The following is a 16,722-nucleotide window of genomic DNA, read 5'->3' on the forward strand; positions in this document are numbered from 1 at the left end:
ACAACCCGAATCACTGACTTAATGTCAGCTCATCGGAATTGTCACATCTGCCGCCTGGCTGCAACCCGAGCTGTTTAGGGAAGTTTGGCGTGGTTCTCAGCGGAACGGCGGCTCATTAAACGTGCGCAATTTGCGTGAATGCAGGTGATCGCCCTCGGCGCGCAGCAGGTCGATAGCGCAGATACCAATTTGCAGATGTTCTGAGATAGCGCCTTCGTAGAATTTGTTCGCCTGACCAGGCAGTTTGATTTCACCGTGCAGTGGCTTATCCGATACGCACAGCAACGTGCCATAAGGGACGCGGAACCGGTAACCCTGCGCGGCAATTGTCGCGCTTTCCATATCGACGGCGACGGCGCGGCTGAGATTAAAGCGCAGTGCCGACGCCGCGTAGCGCAATTCCCAGTTCCGGTCGTCAGTGGTTACAACCGTACCGGTACGCAGACGCTGCTTCACTTCCTCACCCGGCATTCCGCTCATCTTTTTCGTGGCGTCGTACAGCGCGCGCTGCACTTCGGCAATACTTGGGATCGGGATATCCGGTGGCAGAACGGCGTCCAGAACATGATCATCACGCAGATAGGCGTGTGCCAGAACATAATCACCAATCGACTGCGTTTCACGTAATCCGCCGCAGTGTCCAATCATCAGCCAGACATGCGGGCGCAGAACCGCCAGGTGGTCACAAATGGTTTTAGCATTGGCCGGGCCGACGCCGATATTGACCAGCGTAATGCCTGCGCCATCGCGGGCAATCAGGTGATAGGCCGGCATCTGATGCTTTTTCCAGGCCAGATCAGACACAGCCTGTTCCGGGTTCTGTGTCTCAGCGGTAATGAATACGCTTCCCGCGCACGCCAGCGCTTCGTAAGGACTGTCAGGATCGGCAATCTGCGCGCACGCCCAGCTTACAAATTCATCGACGTAACGGGTGTAGTTAGTGAAAAGCACATACGGCTGGAAATGTTCGATCAGCGTGCCGGTGTAATGGCGCAGGCGCGCCAGCGAGAAATCAGCACGCAGGGCATTGAAATGCGACAGCGGGAAGATATCGCCGGGATAACTGAGGCCGTCTGCGGTTTCATCGCCGATTTGCGAGAGTTCAGTAGTCGGGAAATGCTTCGCCAGACCGGCGCTCATCGAGCGGTCAAGCATCAGATCCGAGCCGTCAATCACATATGAATACGGAATTTCCTGTTGGGAAGGGACGACTTCGATCACCGCTTCATATTCTTCTTCCAGCAGGGAAAGCTGTTCAAGCAGATAGTGACGGAACAATTCAGGGTGCGTGATGGTGTTGGCATAACGGCCGGGATGGGAGAAACGGCCATAGGCACGGGTCGGATTTTTAGCTGGCGTTACACCGTCCCAGGTGACGCGCAATTCCGGGTAAACAAACAGCCCGGCGGCACGCGCATTACTTTCAGGCAGCGTCCCTTCAACGATGAAGTCTTTAATCGCCACCCGCAGTGCGGCCACAGAGTTGTTGTACATCTCTTCGAGCTTCTCAATCGCCTGTGAAGCGGTGAGGGACTTGTTATTCATACGTTTTCCTTTGTGCTTCGTTCATCATCAGTCACTCTAAATATGGCTTGTCTGGCCCGTGCCGCCAATGTTTTATTCGGACATCCGAGCCGGATGATGCTTTTTTAACAGGTTTGCTGTTCAGTGCGGCTGAGACGTTTTCATAAATATCGCCGTGAGTGCCGAGAGGACACAACCGGCCATCAGATAGAGGGCGACAGAATGCCATGCCCCCCCTGAGAAAGTCAGTAATGCGGCGGCAATAAAGGGTGTAAATCCGCCACCTACCACGCTGGCGACCTGATAACCCACGCCCGCGCCGCTGTAGCGATAACCCGCCCCGAACATTTCCGTAAACATAGGCTGCTGCACGCACACCACCATATCGTGGGCGATATTTGCCAGCAGCAACGAGAAGACCACCATGCCGACAATGGACCGGGCTTCGAGTGCCATAAAGAACGGAAAGGCGCTCAGTGCGCCGACTAATGCGCCGGTGATGTAGATTCGGCGGCGCCCGAACCTGTCTGCCATCCAGGCGAACAGCGGGATCGTCACACAACTGATGCCGCCGACCAGCAGCCCGATGTTGAGAAACAGTTCCCGCGACATTCCCAGATTGTGTGTCGAGTAGTTGAGGGCGAATGCAGTGACGATGTACATCGTCAGCAATTCGCACAGGCGCAGGAGAATTATCTTCAAAAAAGCGCCGGGATGGCGAAACAGTGCTTCGAATACCGGTAAGCGTTTTTTTGCTTCTTTGGGCTGCTCTTGCTGAGCACGTTCAAACTCGGCCGATTCCTCCATGCCATTACGCACCCACAGTGCGCCAAGCACCAGTAACACGCTGAACAGAAACGGCAAACGCCAGCCCCAGCTCATAAACTGCGCATCCGTTGTCAGGCTGCTTATCAGCGATACCAGGCCGGTCGCGAGCAACAGGCCGACGCCATAACCCATCTGGATGCCGCTGCTGTAGAAGGCTTTTTTCCCGGAAGGTGCGCTTTCAACGGCCAGCAGTGCTGCGCCGCCCCATTCACCACCGACCGCAAACCCCTGAATAGCGCGCAGGGTGACCAGCAGCGCCGGAGCCCACCAGCCAATCGTCGCGAAAGAAGGAAGAATACCGATGCACGCGGTGGCGATGCCCATGATCCAGACGGTCATCATCAGCATGCGTTTACGGCCCAGACGATCGCCGAAATGGCCAAAGACAATGCCGCCGAGAGGGCGGAATAAAAAGCCGACGCCGAAGGTGGCAAACGCGGCGAGCGTGCCCATTGCCGGGTCGATCTGCGGGAAGAACTCGCTGTTAAACACCAGCGCGGCGGTGATGCCGTAAAGTAAAAAATCGAACCAGTCTACGACTGCTCCAACGAAGCTGCCCCAGGCTGCCCGGCGGGCACGTTGATAGGAAGGCGTCTTCTGATCGGGGCGGGGGGCGGTGAGCATAGAGTCCATAATTGTCCTGTCCGTTTCTAAAATTTTTAATTTTTTTTAGTTATTAAAATAGGTAATTGGGTTTTATCCGGCGCGCAGCTAAATAAAACCGCTACTGAGACTACAGCGTCAACCGCCAGGTTAAAAACGCTTTTGCTAATTGAAGGGGAATTTAACGCAGGGGAATGGAGTATGTGGGAGCGCTGCAGAAACTTTCGTTTTCAGAACGGGCTGTCATTGCGTGCTGCGATCCGCTCAAGGCTGACGGGGTGAACGAAGTGCAGTTCACTGGCATGCAGCATCAGTCTTGGAGTCTGTTCAGTGCCGGGTTGCAGGAGGCCGCCATACAGATCACAGCCAAAAATAGGGTGGCCCAGATGCTGACAATGGATACGAAGCTGGTGAGTGCGCCCGGTTTCCGGCATCAGTTGGACCCGGGTTAATGGCAGTGACGTTCCGTTTGCCAGTTCGTGATAAAAGCGCTCCACCACCTTATAACCGGAGCGCGCAGGCTTGCCGTTGGCCGCACCAATTGACATCAGCGGGAACAACGCAGGGTCTTTAGTAATCGGTGCGTCTATCGTTCCTTCGTCCTGATCAAGATGTCCGCAGAGCAGTGCGCTGTACACTTTTGTCACTGCGCGCTGGCTGAACTGCTGGCAGAGGGCGGCATTGATCACTTTATTGCGGGCAAGCACCATCAGGCCGGAAGTGCCGAAATCCAGACGGTGGATCAGGGTGCAGCCGGGGAATAGCTTGACCAGCCTGTGATGAACAGAATCCAGATTTAACGGACTTTTCCCCGAGAGACTGAGTAATCCTGAGGGTTTATTGATAAGCACCAGATGCTCGTCCTGCAAGAGAATCTCGATCGTTTCATGGCAAGGCGGGGCAATAAAGGTATCAATAATCGCAGACATCAGGAAAACCGGCGGCAGAGTGGAAGCGGATGATAACGAATTTTAAAGCGGGTGGCGACGTTAACCGGACAGACGCTAAAAACACAAAAGCAAAACGCCCGCTTAAGTTTCCTTAAGCGGGCGTTTCTAATATGGCTCCTCTGACTGGACTCGAACCAGTGACATACGGATTAACAGTCCGCCGTTCTACCGACTGAACTACAGAGGAATCGTTGGAACGGGGCGAATAATAGCGACTGCCCCGTGGCATGTCAAAGGGGAAAATCTATAAATGTGTTCGTTTGCTGATACTTTGGTCAAGTTGTTGACAATAGAGTCAAAAGGGCTTGTTTTTGCGCTCCTCGTTTTCGCGATTAAACTTAATCATGGTGGTGTGTGTCATCGTGGTTGCGCCGCAGATACAGCACGGCAGCTTATCTGAGTGACTTCGGGATCGGCAAAATGCTGTAATTTCTCTTCTCTATTTCAAGGTTGTCTTATGTCTTTTATTTTTGTTGCACATGACACACCTGAACCATCGTTGTACGCAGCGATGGCGGCAATACTGGCGGCACTTAAGCACATACCGTTAGCCCATCTGCCGGTGAGCTGGGATATCGCACGTTATCCGGATGCCTGCCAGCACATTATCGGCGAAGGACAACTGATGACCAGCGGTTTGTTGTGGACTGAGCGAATGAATCCACAGAGCGCCGGAAAAATCATGGAACTTGGAGACCTGCTCAACACTTACGGCACACAGGATGTGGTGATTCCGCTCGGGCCGATGCAGATTATCCAGTTCACGCAAATCGCCCGACAGGTGCGGGACAACGCGCTGGATTATGAACTGGTTACGGTTGAACGCGCCAATCAGGGCTATGCATTCAACCGTCACGGTCATACCGATGAAACGTCAGGATGTTGGTGGCGTGACCGCTACGGGCGCTGGATAAATCAGAACATGCCGCCACAGACCGGACCGTCATTGCGCATTGCACTGGTCGGTACTCAGTCTGACCAGTGCAGTATTTACCCTGCCACCCTGGCTGCTCTGGGGGACGCCGCAGATGCGCTGTCGTTATCTTTGGATATGGTGTACGCCGCACCTCAGGCGCTGGAAGATCATCTGCATGAGGTGATGGAAAACGTTGATGGGATATTGCTGCCGGGAGGTTCGGCTATGTGCAATGTTACCGGACAAACCTGTGCGGCGCATTACGCGCTGAACCGTAATATTCCTGTTCTCGGGCTTTGTCTGGGCATGCAAATCATGACCACGGCCATCGTGCAGAAAATGTTAGGTTCGACGAAAGCCAATCTGGCAGAAGCTGATCCAGATGCCGAAATTAAAACCTTTGTACCGCTGACGGATACGCCGACATTTCCGGTTCATCGCCTTGGGGATCACCAGATGCATTGTCGCCCTGGCAGCAGGTTAAATGATATCCTCGGCGATGAATGTACGGTGCGCTACAACCATCTTTTTCATCTTGAACCTGAACTGAAACCCGATCTGGAGAAGTACGGGTTGTGCATCAGCGGAACTGATATCTCTGGGAAAATTGCTGATGGCATTGAGTTTACACACCATCCGTTTTATCTCGGGGTACAAGGGCATCCGGAACTGTCGTCATTGCGAGTGAAACCGCATCCATTGCTGGTAGCTTTTTTAAAAGCAGCGGGCTCACAGCGCCGTTAAAGACGGACCCACCCAATTCTCCGTCAGCAGTCCGTCAACACGGGTGAACTCATGCATATTATTGGTCACCATTACCATGCCAGCGCTGCGTGCCTGCGCGGCAATGTGAATGTCGTTAACCCCAATCAGGTTGCCACATTTTTCGAGACAGGCACGGATATGTCCGTAATGCGCAGCAGCTTTCTGGTCGTAGTCCACGATACGTAAATGAGAGACGAACTCCTCCACCGCCAGTTTGTTTTTGGTCGGACTACTACTTTTCGCAATGCCATGCAGTAATTCAGCATAAGTGATCATTGAAATCGCCAGCTGGTCTGCGTGCTGATTAAACTTCGCCAGCACGCTCATCGGCCTGCGTTTCAGTATGTAAATGACAATATTGGTGTCCAGCAGATAGGTCAGCATTAAAATGAATCCCGTTCAGACTGCTCTTGTGAGGCGCGTTCTTCCATAAAATCGTCCGTTACGCGCAGTTCGCTGAAGAAAAAATTATCCCATGTGTTATCAGCCGGCGTTAAAACCAGTGAATTCCCTACTTTTCTTATCGTCACGATTTTTACCTCGTCAGGAAAACGGCACTCTGCCGGAATACGTACGCTCTGCGTTCTGTTGTTTAAAAATACCGTGCCTTTAGGCATGCCGTTATTCCTCAGTAAGTTGCTTAAGCCGAAAACCTGCTTAAATAATACTCGCCTGAAAAATATAGTGCAAAGGTATATACGTCGAAAGGCGATGGCAAGGACATAAATAATGTCATTGCCAGATTTGCGGCATGTCTTGGAAAAGAGGATGTAATGAAAGAAATCCTGACTTCACAGGCGCGTTTTTTCATACGATTAACTAAGGGTTTAGCGGAAAATGGATCTCTGGCCGCATTTGTTATTAAGCCTGCTAATTTATAAGTGTGACCTATAAGAATGCATGATATTGGTGCATCCCTCTTACGCAGCGCATTTAATTCCCCGCGTATTTTTTCAGCCTCATCGATTTTCCCTACAACCGCCGTAATAGTTTTCTCTTATATTTTGTGGTATTAGCGGCTGGTGCAGGGGTTTTTAACTGGTATGCCGGTGATTGGCGTAAATCTTGCTTTTATCAGTCACGCTAATAATTTGCGTAGATAACTTACATTCATAACAACGATCCAGGGTTATCCCTTTTCGCGCAAGATGGAGACAGAGATGAATCTCAGACGTCTGAAGTACTTTGTGAAAATCGTCGATATTGGCAGCCTGACGCAGGCCGCTGATGTTCTGCACATCGCCCAACCGGCACTGAGCCAGCAACTGGCGACACTGGAAGGGGAATTGCAGCAACAATTGCTGATTCGCACCAAGCGCGGCGTCACTCCTACGGAAGCCGGTCATATTCTGTATTCCCACGCGCAGGCGATTTTGCGCCAGTGCGATCAGATCCACAGCGCGGTAAACAATGCCGGGCAGTCGCTGAACGGGCAGGTTTCCGTGGGACTCGCGCCGGGCACGGCGGCTTCTCAGCTTGCGGTGCCGTTGTTACAGGCGGTGCGCAAACAACATCCCGGTATTTTGTTGTATCTGAATGAAAATTTTGGCACGGCGCTGGGGGATCTGGTACTCAACGGTCGCATGGATATGGCGGTATTTTACGGTACCAATATGACCGCCGGACTCAGCAGTCAGCCGCTGATGAAAGAAGATTTGTATCTTGTCGGGGCGTACTCCGTGCTGAATCCGGGAAAATATGTTGAGCTGAGCGATGTGGCGAAAATGAATTTGTTCATGCCGCGCTCGCATAACGTGACCCGCCGTCTGGTGGATGACGCTATGGCTCTGCGACGCCTGAGCGCAAATATCATCGGGGAAATTGAATCTTCCGCCACACTGACTTCGGCCGTCGCCAGCGGTCTGGGTGTCACTATTTTGCCGGAATCGGCTGCCCGCGCCATGACCGGCCCGGCTAAAGCCTGGATGTCATGCATCAGCAGTCCGGCGATTCAGGTTCCGCTTTCTCTTTGTATTTCAGAAACGCTGGCGTTATCGCAAGAGGCAATGGCGGTGAAGAAAATTCTGTTGTCGCTGGTCTTTGAGCAGACCGCACCAGTGCTGGAGCCGATGCTGGTCGCGAGCTGAAATCTGACGTTGCCCTCATCACGCAGGTGAGGGCAACGGTTTAACGTTCCAGTCTTCCCATCACTGATGCGCCGACCAGACCGCCGTCGGTAAGGAATTTCCCCGGCATCAGCAGCGTTTGTTCATAAGTGTGCAGAACCCCGCCGCGCACTTTTACATCCAGTGCGGCGATCAGTTCGCTGGCAGAAGCCAGTCCGCCACCGGCGACAATCCGCGATGGCCCCAGGATGTTAACCAGCAGTGCCAGCGGTTCAGCGACCAGTTCCAGCCAGGCGTTAACAGTGAGAGACGCTTCAGCATCGCCATTCAGCCAGCCGGTCACAATCTCCAGACTGGTGCGGCCTTGCTGGTGATAATGCTGATGCAGACGTTCCATCCCGCGTGCGCCGCCGAGCATGTCCAGACAGCCAGTCTGACCACAACCGCATTTAAGCCGCGGAACGGAGTAGTTTTCGCCATTAATCCTCAGCTCCGTACGGGTGATGGCGCCGTGTCCCCATTCGCCGGTGACACCGCCGTGGCCGCGTACCAGCTGACCGTTGATCACCAGTCCTCCACCGACGCCGGTGCCGAGAATAATGGCGACAACCACCGGCTGATTCTGCGCGTTACCCGCATGAGCTTCGGCGAGAGCAAAACAGTCGGCGTCGTTTGCCGCCGTCACCGGACGTGCCAGCGCAACACTGAGATCTCTTGCCAGCGAATGTCCGGTAAATGCCGGAATATTAGTTGCCAGCATTTCGCCGGTTTGTGGCGAAACCAGTCCCGCCGTGGAAATCGCCAGCGGTGTACCGGCAGGCAAGTCCGCGCCAAATTTGTCGATCAGATTTTGCATTGCCTGCACAAAATCGTCCCATGAAGAAACCGGCGTCGGGACTTTGCCGCATTCTTCCATTTCGCCCGGATGGCGCGAAACACCAAACTTAATAAATGAACCGCCGATATCGGCGCAAAAAACAGCAGAAGTCATGAGCGTGTGTCCAGTAAATCTCGCAGCCCGTCGCCCAGTACGTTAAAACCAAGCACGGTCAGCATAATGGCCAGACCCGGGAACAGAGAAAGGTAAATATTAATGCCGAGGAAGTTGCGGCCATCGCTCATCATGGTACCCCATTCCGGCATCGGCGGCTGCACACCCAAGCCGAGAAACGACAGGCTGGCGGCGGCGAGAATAACAGTGCCGGCGGTGAGCGTCGACTGTACGATGATGGGCCCGATGGCATTGCGCAGAATGTAATGCATGATGATGCGGTAATTAGACAACCCCAGCGCTTGCGCGGCTTCGACATATTCCATCTGCTTCAAACCGAGCGTCAGGTTACGGCTCAGGCGCGCATAAACCGGAATGGCGAACAGCGAGATAGCAATCAAAAGATTCACCAGACCGCCGCCGAGAATACTGACCACCAGAATCGCCAGTACGATGCCCGGAAACGCGAACAGCATATCCATAAACCACATGATGATCATGTCGGTATAACGACCGGCCATACCGGCAATAATGCCCAGCGGAATACCGATAATCATGGCCAGCCCGACGCTCAGCACCACCTCAATAATCGAAATGCGCGCCCCGTAAATGACGCGGGCGAAAATATCGCGCCCGTAATCGTCCGTGCCAAACCAGTGATCGGCACCCGGGGAAAGCAGGGTATCAATCAGGTCTTGCGCGTAAGGATCATGACGGGCAATCAACGGGGCGAACAGGCCCATCAGCACGATCAGGCTGACGATAAATCCGCCGATAGAGACTGCCGGATGTCGCCACAACCAGCGGAAAAAACGCAGCGTGCGCGGTTTGCGACGGGGTAATTGCGTGATAATGGCAGACATTAATCGAACCTTATTTTTGGATTCAGGAAAGCGATCAGTAATTCACCGAGCAGATTCATCACCACCACACCGCAGACAGCCACCAGCGCGACGCCCTGAATGACCGGATAATCGCGATACCGCACGGAATCCACCAGCAGGCGGCCAATGCCCGGCCAGTTAAAGACGGATTCGGTCACTACCGCGCCGCCAATCAGACTGCCGAAGTTAAGCGCCACAATGGTGACAATCGGGATCAGCGCATTGCGAAAAGCATGGCTGCAATACACGGTCGTCGCCGACAATCCTTTGGCTCTTGCCGTACGGATATAATCTTCCGAGAGCACATCCAGCATGCTGGAACGCGTCATGCGCGCCATCACCGCCATCGGTAAAACGGCCAGCGTCACGGAGGGCAAAATGTAGCTTTTCCATGACGTCGCGCCGAGTAACGGCAGCCAGCCGAGATTGACCGAGAAGGTGTTCATCGCCATCAGCCCCAGCCAGAAGTTGGCGATAGACGCACCGGCTATCGCCAGCAGCATCACGCCAAAATCCGGCCAGCGATTGCGGTACACCGCGCCTATCATGCCCGCCGGAACGCCAATCGCTACTGCCAGAAAATAGGACAGTACCGCCAGCATCAGCGTATAAGGCATGCGCTCCCCGATTTCCTGCGTCACGGGCTGTTGTGACTGCAAGGAGACGCCGAGATTACCGTGCAGAACGTCACCGGCAAAATGCAGATACTGCGTCACCAGAGGCTGATCTAACCCCAGGCGCACGCGCATCGCATCAACGGCTTCCTGCGTGGCTTCAGGCCCGGCCATCAGACGTGCCGGATCGCCCGGCAGCGCGCGGATGGACACAAAAATCAGCATCGATACCCCGATCAGAATGATCGGGAAGGCGATGAGTTTTTTGGCAAGATAGGCTTTCATGGCTATTTTCCACTGTAAATACTGCGGTTATTTTTTCTGCGCGTCTTTCACTACAATTTGTCCACCAGGGATCATCGTGACGCCGGAAATATTTTTGCCGGTGGCATACAAATCATTCTGGTAATACAACAGCACCTGTGGCGCCTGCTGGTTAATTTCTTTCTGCGCATCGACATAAATCGCATTGCGGGTATTTTCATCCAGCGTTGAAGCGGCTTTGTCTAACATTTCATCCAGTTTTGGATCATCAAAGAACCCGAGATTTGCGCCGCCCGGAGCAAAACTTTTGCTGTAGTACAACGGACGAAGTTGCAGGTCTGCACCGTTTGCGCCGGAAGACCAGGAAGCCAGAACCGCACCGGTGTTATCGGCTTTTTTCCCGGCCTGATCGGCAAATGCCGCTTTGGTCCACACACCGCTTTCCATGATTTTCACATCGAGTTTCACACCGATTTTTGCCCACATGCTTTGCAGCACCTGACCGATACGGGCGTCCTGACCTTGCACGGCAATCGACAGGGTAAATCCGTCAGCGACACCGGCTTCTTTGAGCAGGGCTTTGGCTTTTGCCAGATCCAGCGGATACGGGTTCAGGGTTTTGTCATAACCGGCGGTGACAGGCGCGAGCGGGGAGTTCGCCGGTTGCGCGAAGCCGGACATGATGGCGCGGACCAGGCCGTCGCGGTCAGTAGCGTAGTTCAGCGCCTGACGCACACGGACGTCGCTGAGCGGTTTGAGACTGGTATTCAGCGCCACCCAGAATACGGAGGCACCCGGGCTTTCATGCAGGTCGAACTTCGGATTGTTTTTCAGTACGCGTGCAAACTGCGGTGGCACCGGGTTAATCACGTCGGTTTCGCCCGCCTGCAAGGCCATATTCATGACGGAAGGCTCAGCGCTCCACGTCCATTTGATGTCATCCGGCCCGGCGGCTTTGTCGCCCCAATAGCCCGGATATTTTTCTTCCAGAACGAATTCACCGGTTTTGTACTGCACCATTTTGTACGGACCGGTGCCGACGGCTTTGCTGTCGAGCGTCCCGGTTTTATCGGCGGCCGGGCTGACCATCAGACAGGCACCGGTGGTCAGTAAATTCAGGAACGCCGGGTAAGGTTTTTTCAGTTTGAAGACGACGGTGGAATCGTCGGTTTTGGTCACGCTGTCGAGGAAGGTGCGCAGACGTCCGCTGGCTGCCAGACCGCGTTTGGTATCGAGATGGCGGGCAAAGTTGGCGACAACCGCATCGGCGTTGAACGGCGTGCCGTCATGGAAAGTGACGCCGCTGCGCAGTTTGAAGGTCCACACCAGCCCGCTTTCATCGCTGCTCCACGAGGTCGCCAGCGCGGCTTCGGGTTTCAGCTGCGGCGACATGCGCAACAGGCCTTCATACATCGGATCCAGCACGGTGCCGGTAAAGGTCGCGGTCTGGTTGCCCGGATCCATACTGCGCGGTGCTTCGTTTTGCATCACGTTCAGTGTGGCGGCGAAAACCGGCAGCGAAAACGCCGCCAGAAGTGCGCTGCTCAGCAGCGTTAACTGCACGGGACGCCGGATGTAACGGGTAATCTTCATGTTCTGCCCTCTGCGTGAAAAATCGGATTAAGTGGCTCTGGCTACGTCTGCCGGTTAGTGAAATACCGGTTTTAATGACAGTTTGTTTTAACAAAGAGATTTAACAAATAGTTCATATGAAATACTTATATGCCAATATTTAGTTTATTTTGTGAACTAATTGGCATTGATATATCCATTTCTACCGTTTAATGTCAATGCAGATGACCGAAAACTGAGAGCGCCTGAACGAATATGCTTACAACTTTGCAACGTCAGATATTGGGTGCGGTCAATGCATCCGGCGGTCTGAGCCGTACGGAACTGGCGCAGCTTTCAGGAATGAGCAAAGCGGCGATTGGCGGCGTGGTGCGCGAGATGATCGATGCTGGTTTCCTGCACGAAGCGGAAACTGTGCCGGGAAACGGCCAGGGAAGACCTTCTGTGCGGCTGGTGGTTCATCCGGATGGCGCGTGGTTTGCCGGTGTTTCTTTGCTGCAAAACCCGGCGCAGATGGCGCTTATCAATCTGCATGGCGAAATCCTTTCGCGGGTTTCTTTCGATGCAGATACCAGTCCGCAGCGGCTGGCAGAAAATATCGCCAGCGCGTTACCGGCACTGCTGGAACCCCATCCGGAAGCGGCGAAAAAGCTGGTCGGACTGGGCGTGACGTTATCCGGCCTTATCGATGAACATCAGTCCACCTGCGTGCAGTCGGCACTGCTTGGCTGGCGCGATGTGCCGCTGGCCAGGCTGATTTCGCAGGCAACCGGCATGGACGTGGCCATCGAAAATGACGCCAAAGCCCTTGCGGTGAGTGAGAAAAATTTCGGGCAGGCACGGGAGCTGAGCAGCTTTACGCTGGTCAGCCACGGCGCCGGGATCGGCAGCGCGCACTTTGTCGCCGGTCAGTTACATCGCGGTCTGCACGGCGGCGCAGGGGAAATCGCCCACTGCACGCTGGAGCCCAATGGTTTGCCATGCCGCTGCGGCAAGCGCGGCTGTCTGGATACGCTGGCCTCCCTGAATGCCATTGCGGAAATGGCCAGAGACGGCGGGCTGGAAGTGACCACCATCGGCGGCCTGGAAAAGCTGGCGATGCAGGGCGTGAGCGAAGCCGTGCGGATCCTGCATCGTGCCGGTTCGGCGCTCGGTTTAGCGATATCCCATCTGATTCAGATTAATGACCCGGACCTGATTCTGATTGCTCATCAGGACGCCGATTTTTCCGGGCTGTTTGGCACGGTTGTTCATCAGTCTATCGAAGCGAATGTTTTGCCGGGAAATGCCGGGAAAACGCCGGTTCGCACTTTTACCCTAAACGACGACACCTGGGCGCGCGCGGCGGCGAGTATTGCTGCACATCGCTTTCTGGTCGGTCTGAAGCCTGTCTGAGGAATCATCAACATGCGTATAGCTATCAGCGGTATCCACATTGAATGCAGCACTTATAACCCGGTGCTGAATGAGGAAAAGGATTTCACCGTCGTGCGCGACGCCCAGCTACTGGCGTCCCCGCGTTTTCGTTTTTTGCAGGATTACCCGGCGACGTTTCTGCCGACCATTCACGCCCGCGCCATTGCCGGTGGCCCGGTAGCGCGGGCGACTTACGATAAATTCAAAGCAGAAATGCTGGCCGGGTTGGAAGCGCAAAAACCGTTTGATGGTTTGTATCTGGCGATGCACGGCGCGATGTATGTCGAAGGGCTGGAAGATGCCGAAGGTGACTGGATTGCCGCTGCGCGTAAAGCTGTCGGAGCGGACTGCCCGATCAGCGTCAGTTATGATCTTCACGGCAATGTCTCGCAGCGGATTATCGACGCTATTGATATGTTTTCGACATACCGCACTGCGCCGCATATTGATGTGGAAGAGACCATGCGTCGTTCGGTCGCCATGCTGGTGAAACATCTGCAAACCGGCGTGAAACCGACGCTGCTGTGGGTGCCGGTACCGGTGGTGTTACCGGGCGAGCGCACCAGCACGGAAGATGAACCGGCGAAAAGTCTTTATGCCCGTTTGCCACAAATGGATGAAGTGGAAGGCGTGTGGGACAGTTCCCTGATGGTCGGTTATGTGTGGGCGGATGAGCCAAGAGCGACGGCGGCGGTGATCATGACCGGCACCGATCGCGCTGCGCTGGAACAGCAGGGCACGCAACTGGCGCAGGCTTATTGGGACGCACGTGAAGATTTCGTGTTTGGCTGTGAAACGGACACCGTCGAAGCCTGCGTGAAAAAGGCGATTGCCTGTGAAACGCGGCCGGTGGTTCTGGCGGATTCCGGCGATAACCCGACGGGTGGCGGCGTGGGCGACCGTGCAGACGTGTTGCAGGAATTGATCAAACAGTATGCGCAAAATACGGTTGTGGCAGGGATTGCCGATGCGCCTGCGACCGACGCGGCATTCAATGCTGGCGTGGGCTCAACGCTGACGCTGACGCTCGGTGCTTCGCTGGACCATTCCAGCCCGCAGGTGAAAGGTGAGTTCGAGGTGGTGTTCCTGCTCGATGCACTGACACCGGCTGACCGTCAGGCGGTGTTGCGCACGGGCGGAATTGACGTGGTGGTGTCGGCGCGTCGTCGTCCGTATCACAACATCAGCGATTTCACTGTGCTGGAACTGGATCCGCATACCGCCGATATCGTGGTGGTGAAATCCGGTTATCTGTCGCCGGAACTGGCACCGATTGCCAGTCCGAACCTGATGGCGCTGTCTAACGGCGTGGTGGATCAGTTTGTTGAGCGACTGCCGCGCAACCGCAAAGCGCGTAAAACCTTCCCGTTTGACCGGGATTTCAGTTACACGCCGCAGGTGCAGCTTTCAGCCCGCAGTAAATAATTCAGGAGCCCATAAGATGAATCAGACTACCGGACAGCAGGAAAAACGTCAGCCCGTGCTGAGCGTGAAGCATCTGACCACTTCATTTCTCGGCGAAGACGACTGGCTGCCGGTAGTGCGCGATTTGTCGTTTGATGTCTATGCCGGAGAAACGCTGGCGATTGTCGGTGAATCCGGTTCCGGCAAGAGCGTCACGTCGCTGTCGGTAATGCGTTTGCTGAAAGCGCAAAGCAGCCGGATTGAGGGCGAGGTCTGGCTCAATCAGCGCAATGTTTTGCGGCTGTCTGACAAGCAGATGCGTGATATCCGCGGCAATGAGATGGCGATGATTTTTCAGGAGCCGATGACGTCGCTCAATCCGACTTTCAGTATCGGCCGCCAGATTGCCGAAAGCCTGAAGCGGCATCGTGGAATGTCCTCTGCACAAGCGCGGGCAGAAACCTTGCGGTTGCTGGAGAAGGTGCGTATTCCCAATGCCAAAGCGCGTTTTGACGAGTATCCGCACCAGTTTTCCGGCGGTATGCGCCAGCGTGTGATGATTGCCATGGCGCTGGCGCTGAAGCCTAAATTGCTGATTGCCGATGAACCCACAACCGCACTGGATGTGACGATTCAGGGACAAATTCTGGATTTGATCAAGACGTTGCAGGAAGAGGAAGGAATGGCGGTGCTGTTCATCACGCATGATATGGGTGTGGTGGCGGAGATTGCCGACCGGACGCTGGTGATGTATCGCGGAGAAGCGGTGGAAAGTGGGGCGACGGAAGATATTTTCCACCGGCCGCAGCACCCGTATACCCGCGCATTGCTGGCGGCGGTGCCTAAATTAGGGTCGATGCAGGGGCGCGACTGGCCGCTGCGTTTTCCGCAAATCAATCTGCAAACCGGCGAGGCCAGCGTGCCGCAGGAAGTGGCGGGAACGATAGATTCCGGGCTGACGCCGTTGTTATCGGTGAAAAACCTCAGCGCACGGTTTCCGGTGTATGGCGGGATTTTCAGCCGTCAGGTAGGCGCGGTTCATGCGGTGGAAAATATCAGCTTCGATTTATTCCAGGGTGAAACGCTTTCGCTGGTCGGCGAATCTGGCTGCGGAAAATCCACCACTGGCCGTGCGGTAACCCGGCTGCTGAAACCACACAGCGGCGCGATTGATTTCGACGGTTTTGATGTCACGAATCTGGGTAAGCGCGATATTTTACAAATGCGCCAGCGCATTCAGATGATATTTCAGGATCCGTTCACCAGCCTGAATCCGCGTATGCGCATTGGCGACGCGCTGATCGAACCGATGTTGCAACACAAACTGCATAACCGCAGCGATGCGAGAGAGAAGGCGGCGTCGCTGCTGCAAAAAGTCGGGCTATCACCGGACATGCTGCGCCGTTTTCCGCATGAGTTTTCCGGCGGTCAGCGTCAGCGAATTTGCATTGCACGCGCTCTGACGCTCGATCCCAAAGTGATTGTCGCCGATGAATCGGTTTCCGCACTGGATGTGTCAGTGAAAGCGCAGGTGGTGAATTTACTGCTCGATTTACAAGAAAGCATGAACCTGTCGTATCTGTTTATTTCGCATGATATGGCGGTGGTCGAGCGGGTGAGTCATCGCGTGGCGGTGATGTATCTGGGTGAAATCGTGGAAATAGGCCCGCGCGCGGCGATATTTGATAATCCGCAGCATCCTTATACCAAAAAACTAATGGCGTCAGTCCCTGTGCCGGATCCGTCACGCAGAATGCTGAAGCGGCAGATGCAGGTAGATGAGCTGAAAAGCCCGGTGCGTGATAACGGTTATATTCCGCCGCAAAGACAATATCAGGAAGTATCAGCAGGACATTTTGTTCAGGTTTGATTGGCAATACAGAAGAAGTTGTTTCTGAGAAGTGACTCAGGGATGAGTCTGGAAG

General features: G+C 54.6%; 14 protein-coding genes and 1 tRNA gene. 5 read left to right on the forward strand and 10 right to left on the reverse strand.

Translation table 11 applies throughout. From position 1 onward, the window contains the following. Positions 1 to 96 precede the first annotated feature (96 nt). The 4 genes from D6C13_RS00490 to D6C13_RS00505 all read right to left on the reverse strand — a co-directional run bounded on the left by D6C13_RS00490 (position 97) and on the right by D6C13_RS00505 (position 4,092). A complete protein-coding gene (locus tag D6C13_RS00490; protein ID WP_120130896.1) occupies positions 97 to 1,545 on the reverse strand; it encodes an AMP nucleosidase in 1,449 nt (482 codons plus the stop codon). Between the two features lie 120 nt (positions 1,546 to 1,665). Next, positions 1,666 to 2,985 (reverse strand): shikimate transporter, encoded by a 1,320-nt coding sequence (shiA, locus tag D6C13_RS00495; protein WP_120130897.1) that lies wholly within the window; start codon positions 2,983 to 2,985, stop codon positions 1,666 to 1,668. Between the two features lie 200 nt (positions 2,986 to 3,185). Beyond that, positions 3,186 to 3,884, reverse strand: a complete 699-nt coding sequence (locus D6C13_RS00500) for an RluA family pseudouridine synthase (RefSeq protein ID WP_120130898.1) — start codon at positions 3,882 to 3,884, stop codon at positions 3,186 to 3,188. 132 nt (positions 3,885 to 4,016) lie between these two features. Continuing rightward, positions 4,017 to 4,092, reverse strand: a tRNA-Asn gene (locus D6C13_RS00505). Positions 4,093 to 4,362: 270 nt separating this feature from the next. On the opposite strand from D6C13_RS00505, the gene D6C13_RS00510 reads away from it, so the two are divergent. Further along, complete coding sequence (locus D6C13_RS00510) at positions 4,363 to 5,565, forward strand: glutamine amidotransferase-related protein (RefSeq protein ID WP_120130899.1); 1,203 nt, start codon at positions 4,363 to 4,365, stop codon at positions 5,563 to 5,565. On the opposite strand, the gene vapC is transcribed toward D6C13_RS00510, so the two are convergent. Next, on the reverse strand, positions 5,551 to 5,970 hold the full coding sequence (vapC, locus tag D6C13_RS00515; RefSeq protein WP_120130900.1) for a type II toxin-antitoxin system tRNA(fMet)-specific endonuclease VapC: 420 nt from the start codon (positions 5,968 to 5,970) through the stop codon (positions 5,551 to 5,553). The two genes, D6C13_RS00510 and vapC, sit on opposite strands and share 15 nt — an antisense overlap. Then, positions 5,970 to 6,203: a type II toxin-antitoxin system VapB family antitoxin gene (vapB, locus tag D6C13_RS00520; RefSeq protein ID WP_120130901.1), complete on the reverse strand. Its 234-nt coding sequence runs from the start codon at positions 6,201 to 6,203 to the stop codon at positions 5,970 to 5,972. Before vapB ends, vapC begins: the two co-directional genes overlap by 1 nt. Before the next feature lie 543 nt (positions 6,204 to 6,746). Between vapB and nac the strand changes: the two genes are divergently transcribed. Beyond that, on the forward strand, positions 6,747 to 7,673 hold the full coding sequence (gene nac, locus D6C13_RS00525; protein ID WP_120130902.1) for a nitrogen assimilation transcriptional regulator NAC: 927 nt from the start codon (positions 6,747 to 6,749) through the stop codon (positions 7,671 to 7,673). Between the two features lie 40 nt (positions 7,674 to 7,713). On the opposite strand, the gene D6C13_RS00530 is transcribed toward nac, so the two are convergent. From D6C13_RS00530 to D6C13_RS00545, 4 genes are read right to left on the reverse strand one after another with little or no spacing between them, the layout of a single operon-like run. Beyond that, positions 7,714 to 8,643, reverse strand: a complete 930-nt coding sequence (locus D6C13_RS00530; RefSeq protein WP_120130903.1) for an ROK family protein — start codon at positions 8,641 to 8,643, stop codon at positions 7,714 to 7,716. Further along, on the reverse strand, positions 8,640 to 9,506 hold the full coding sequence (locus D6C13_RS00535; RefSeq protein WP_120130904.1) for an ABC transporter permease: 867 nt from the start codon (positions 9,504 to 9,506) through the stop codon (positions 8,640 to 8,642). The genes D6C13_RS00530 and D6C13_RS00535 overlap by 4 nt, the downstream gene beginning before the upstream one ends. Beyond that, the gene (locus tag D6C13_RS00540) at positions 9,506 to 10,426 is read right to left on the reverse strand and encodes an ABC transporter permease (RefSeq protein WP_120130905.1); all 921 of its coding nucleotides are present in this window, start codon (positions 10,424 to 10,426) and stop codon (positions 9,506 to 9,508) included. Before D6C13_RS00540 ends, D6C13_RS00535 begins: the two co-directional genes overlap by 1 nt. A 27-nt stretch (positions 10,427 to 10,453) precedes the next feature. Beyond that, the gene (locus D6C13_RS00545) at positions 10,454 to 11,998 is read right to left on the reverse strand and encodes an ABC transporter substrate-binding protein (RefSeq protein WP_120130906.1); all 1,545 of its coding nucleotides are present in this window, start codon (positions 11,996 to 11,998) and stop codon (positions 10,454 to 10,456) included. Positions 11,999 to 12,232: 234 nt separating this feature from the next. Here D6C13_RS00545 and D6C13_RS00550 point away from each other — a divergent pair, with 234 nt between their 5' ends. From D6C13_RS00550 to D6C13_RS00560, 3 genes are read left to right on the forward strand one after another with little or no spacing between them, the layout of a single operon-like run. Next, positions 12,233 to 13,372 carry an ROK family transcriptional regulator gene (locus tag D6C13_RS00550; RefSeq protein WP_120130907.1) on the forward strand — a complete coding sequence of 380 codons (1,140 nt, stop codon included), beginning with the start codon at positions 12,233 to 12,235 and terminating at the stop codon, positions 13,370 to 13,372. A 12-nt stretch (positions 13,373 to 13,384) separates the two neighbouring features. Continuing rightward, positions 13,385 to 14,818, forward strand: coding sequence for a M81 family metallopeptidase (locus D6C13_RS00555; protein ID WP_120130908.1), 1,434 nt, complete (start codon positions 13,385 to 13,387; stop codon positions 14,816 to 14,818). Between the two features lie 16 nt (positions 14,819 to 14,834). Then, positions 14,835 to 16,667 (forward strand): ABC transporter ATP-binding protein, encoded by a 1,833-nt coding sequence (locus D6C13_RS00560; RefSeq protein ID WP_120130909.1) that lies wholly within the window; start codon positions 14,835 to 14,837, stop codon positions 16,665 to 16,667. The last annotated feature ends 55 nt before the right edge of the window (positions 16,668 to 16,722 follow it).

This window comes from Rahnella woolbedingensis (assembly GCF_003602095.1).
Lineage (GTDB): Bacteria > Pseudomonadota > Gammaproteobacteria > Enterobacterales > Enterobacteriaceae > Rahnella > Rahnella woolbedingensis.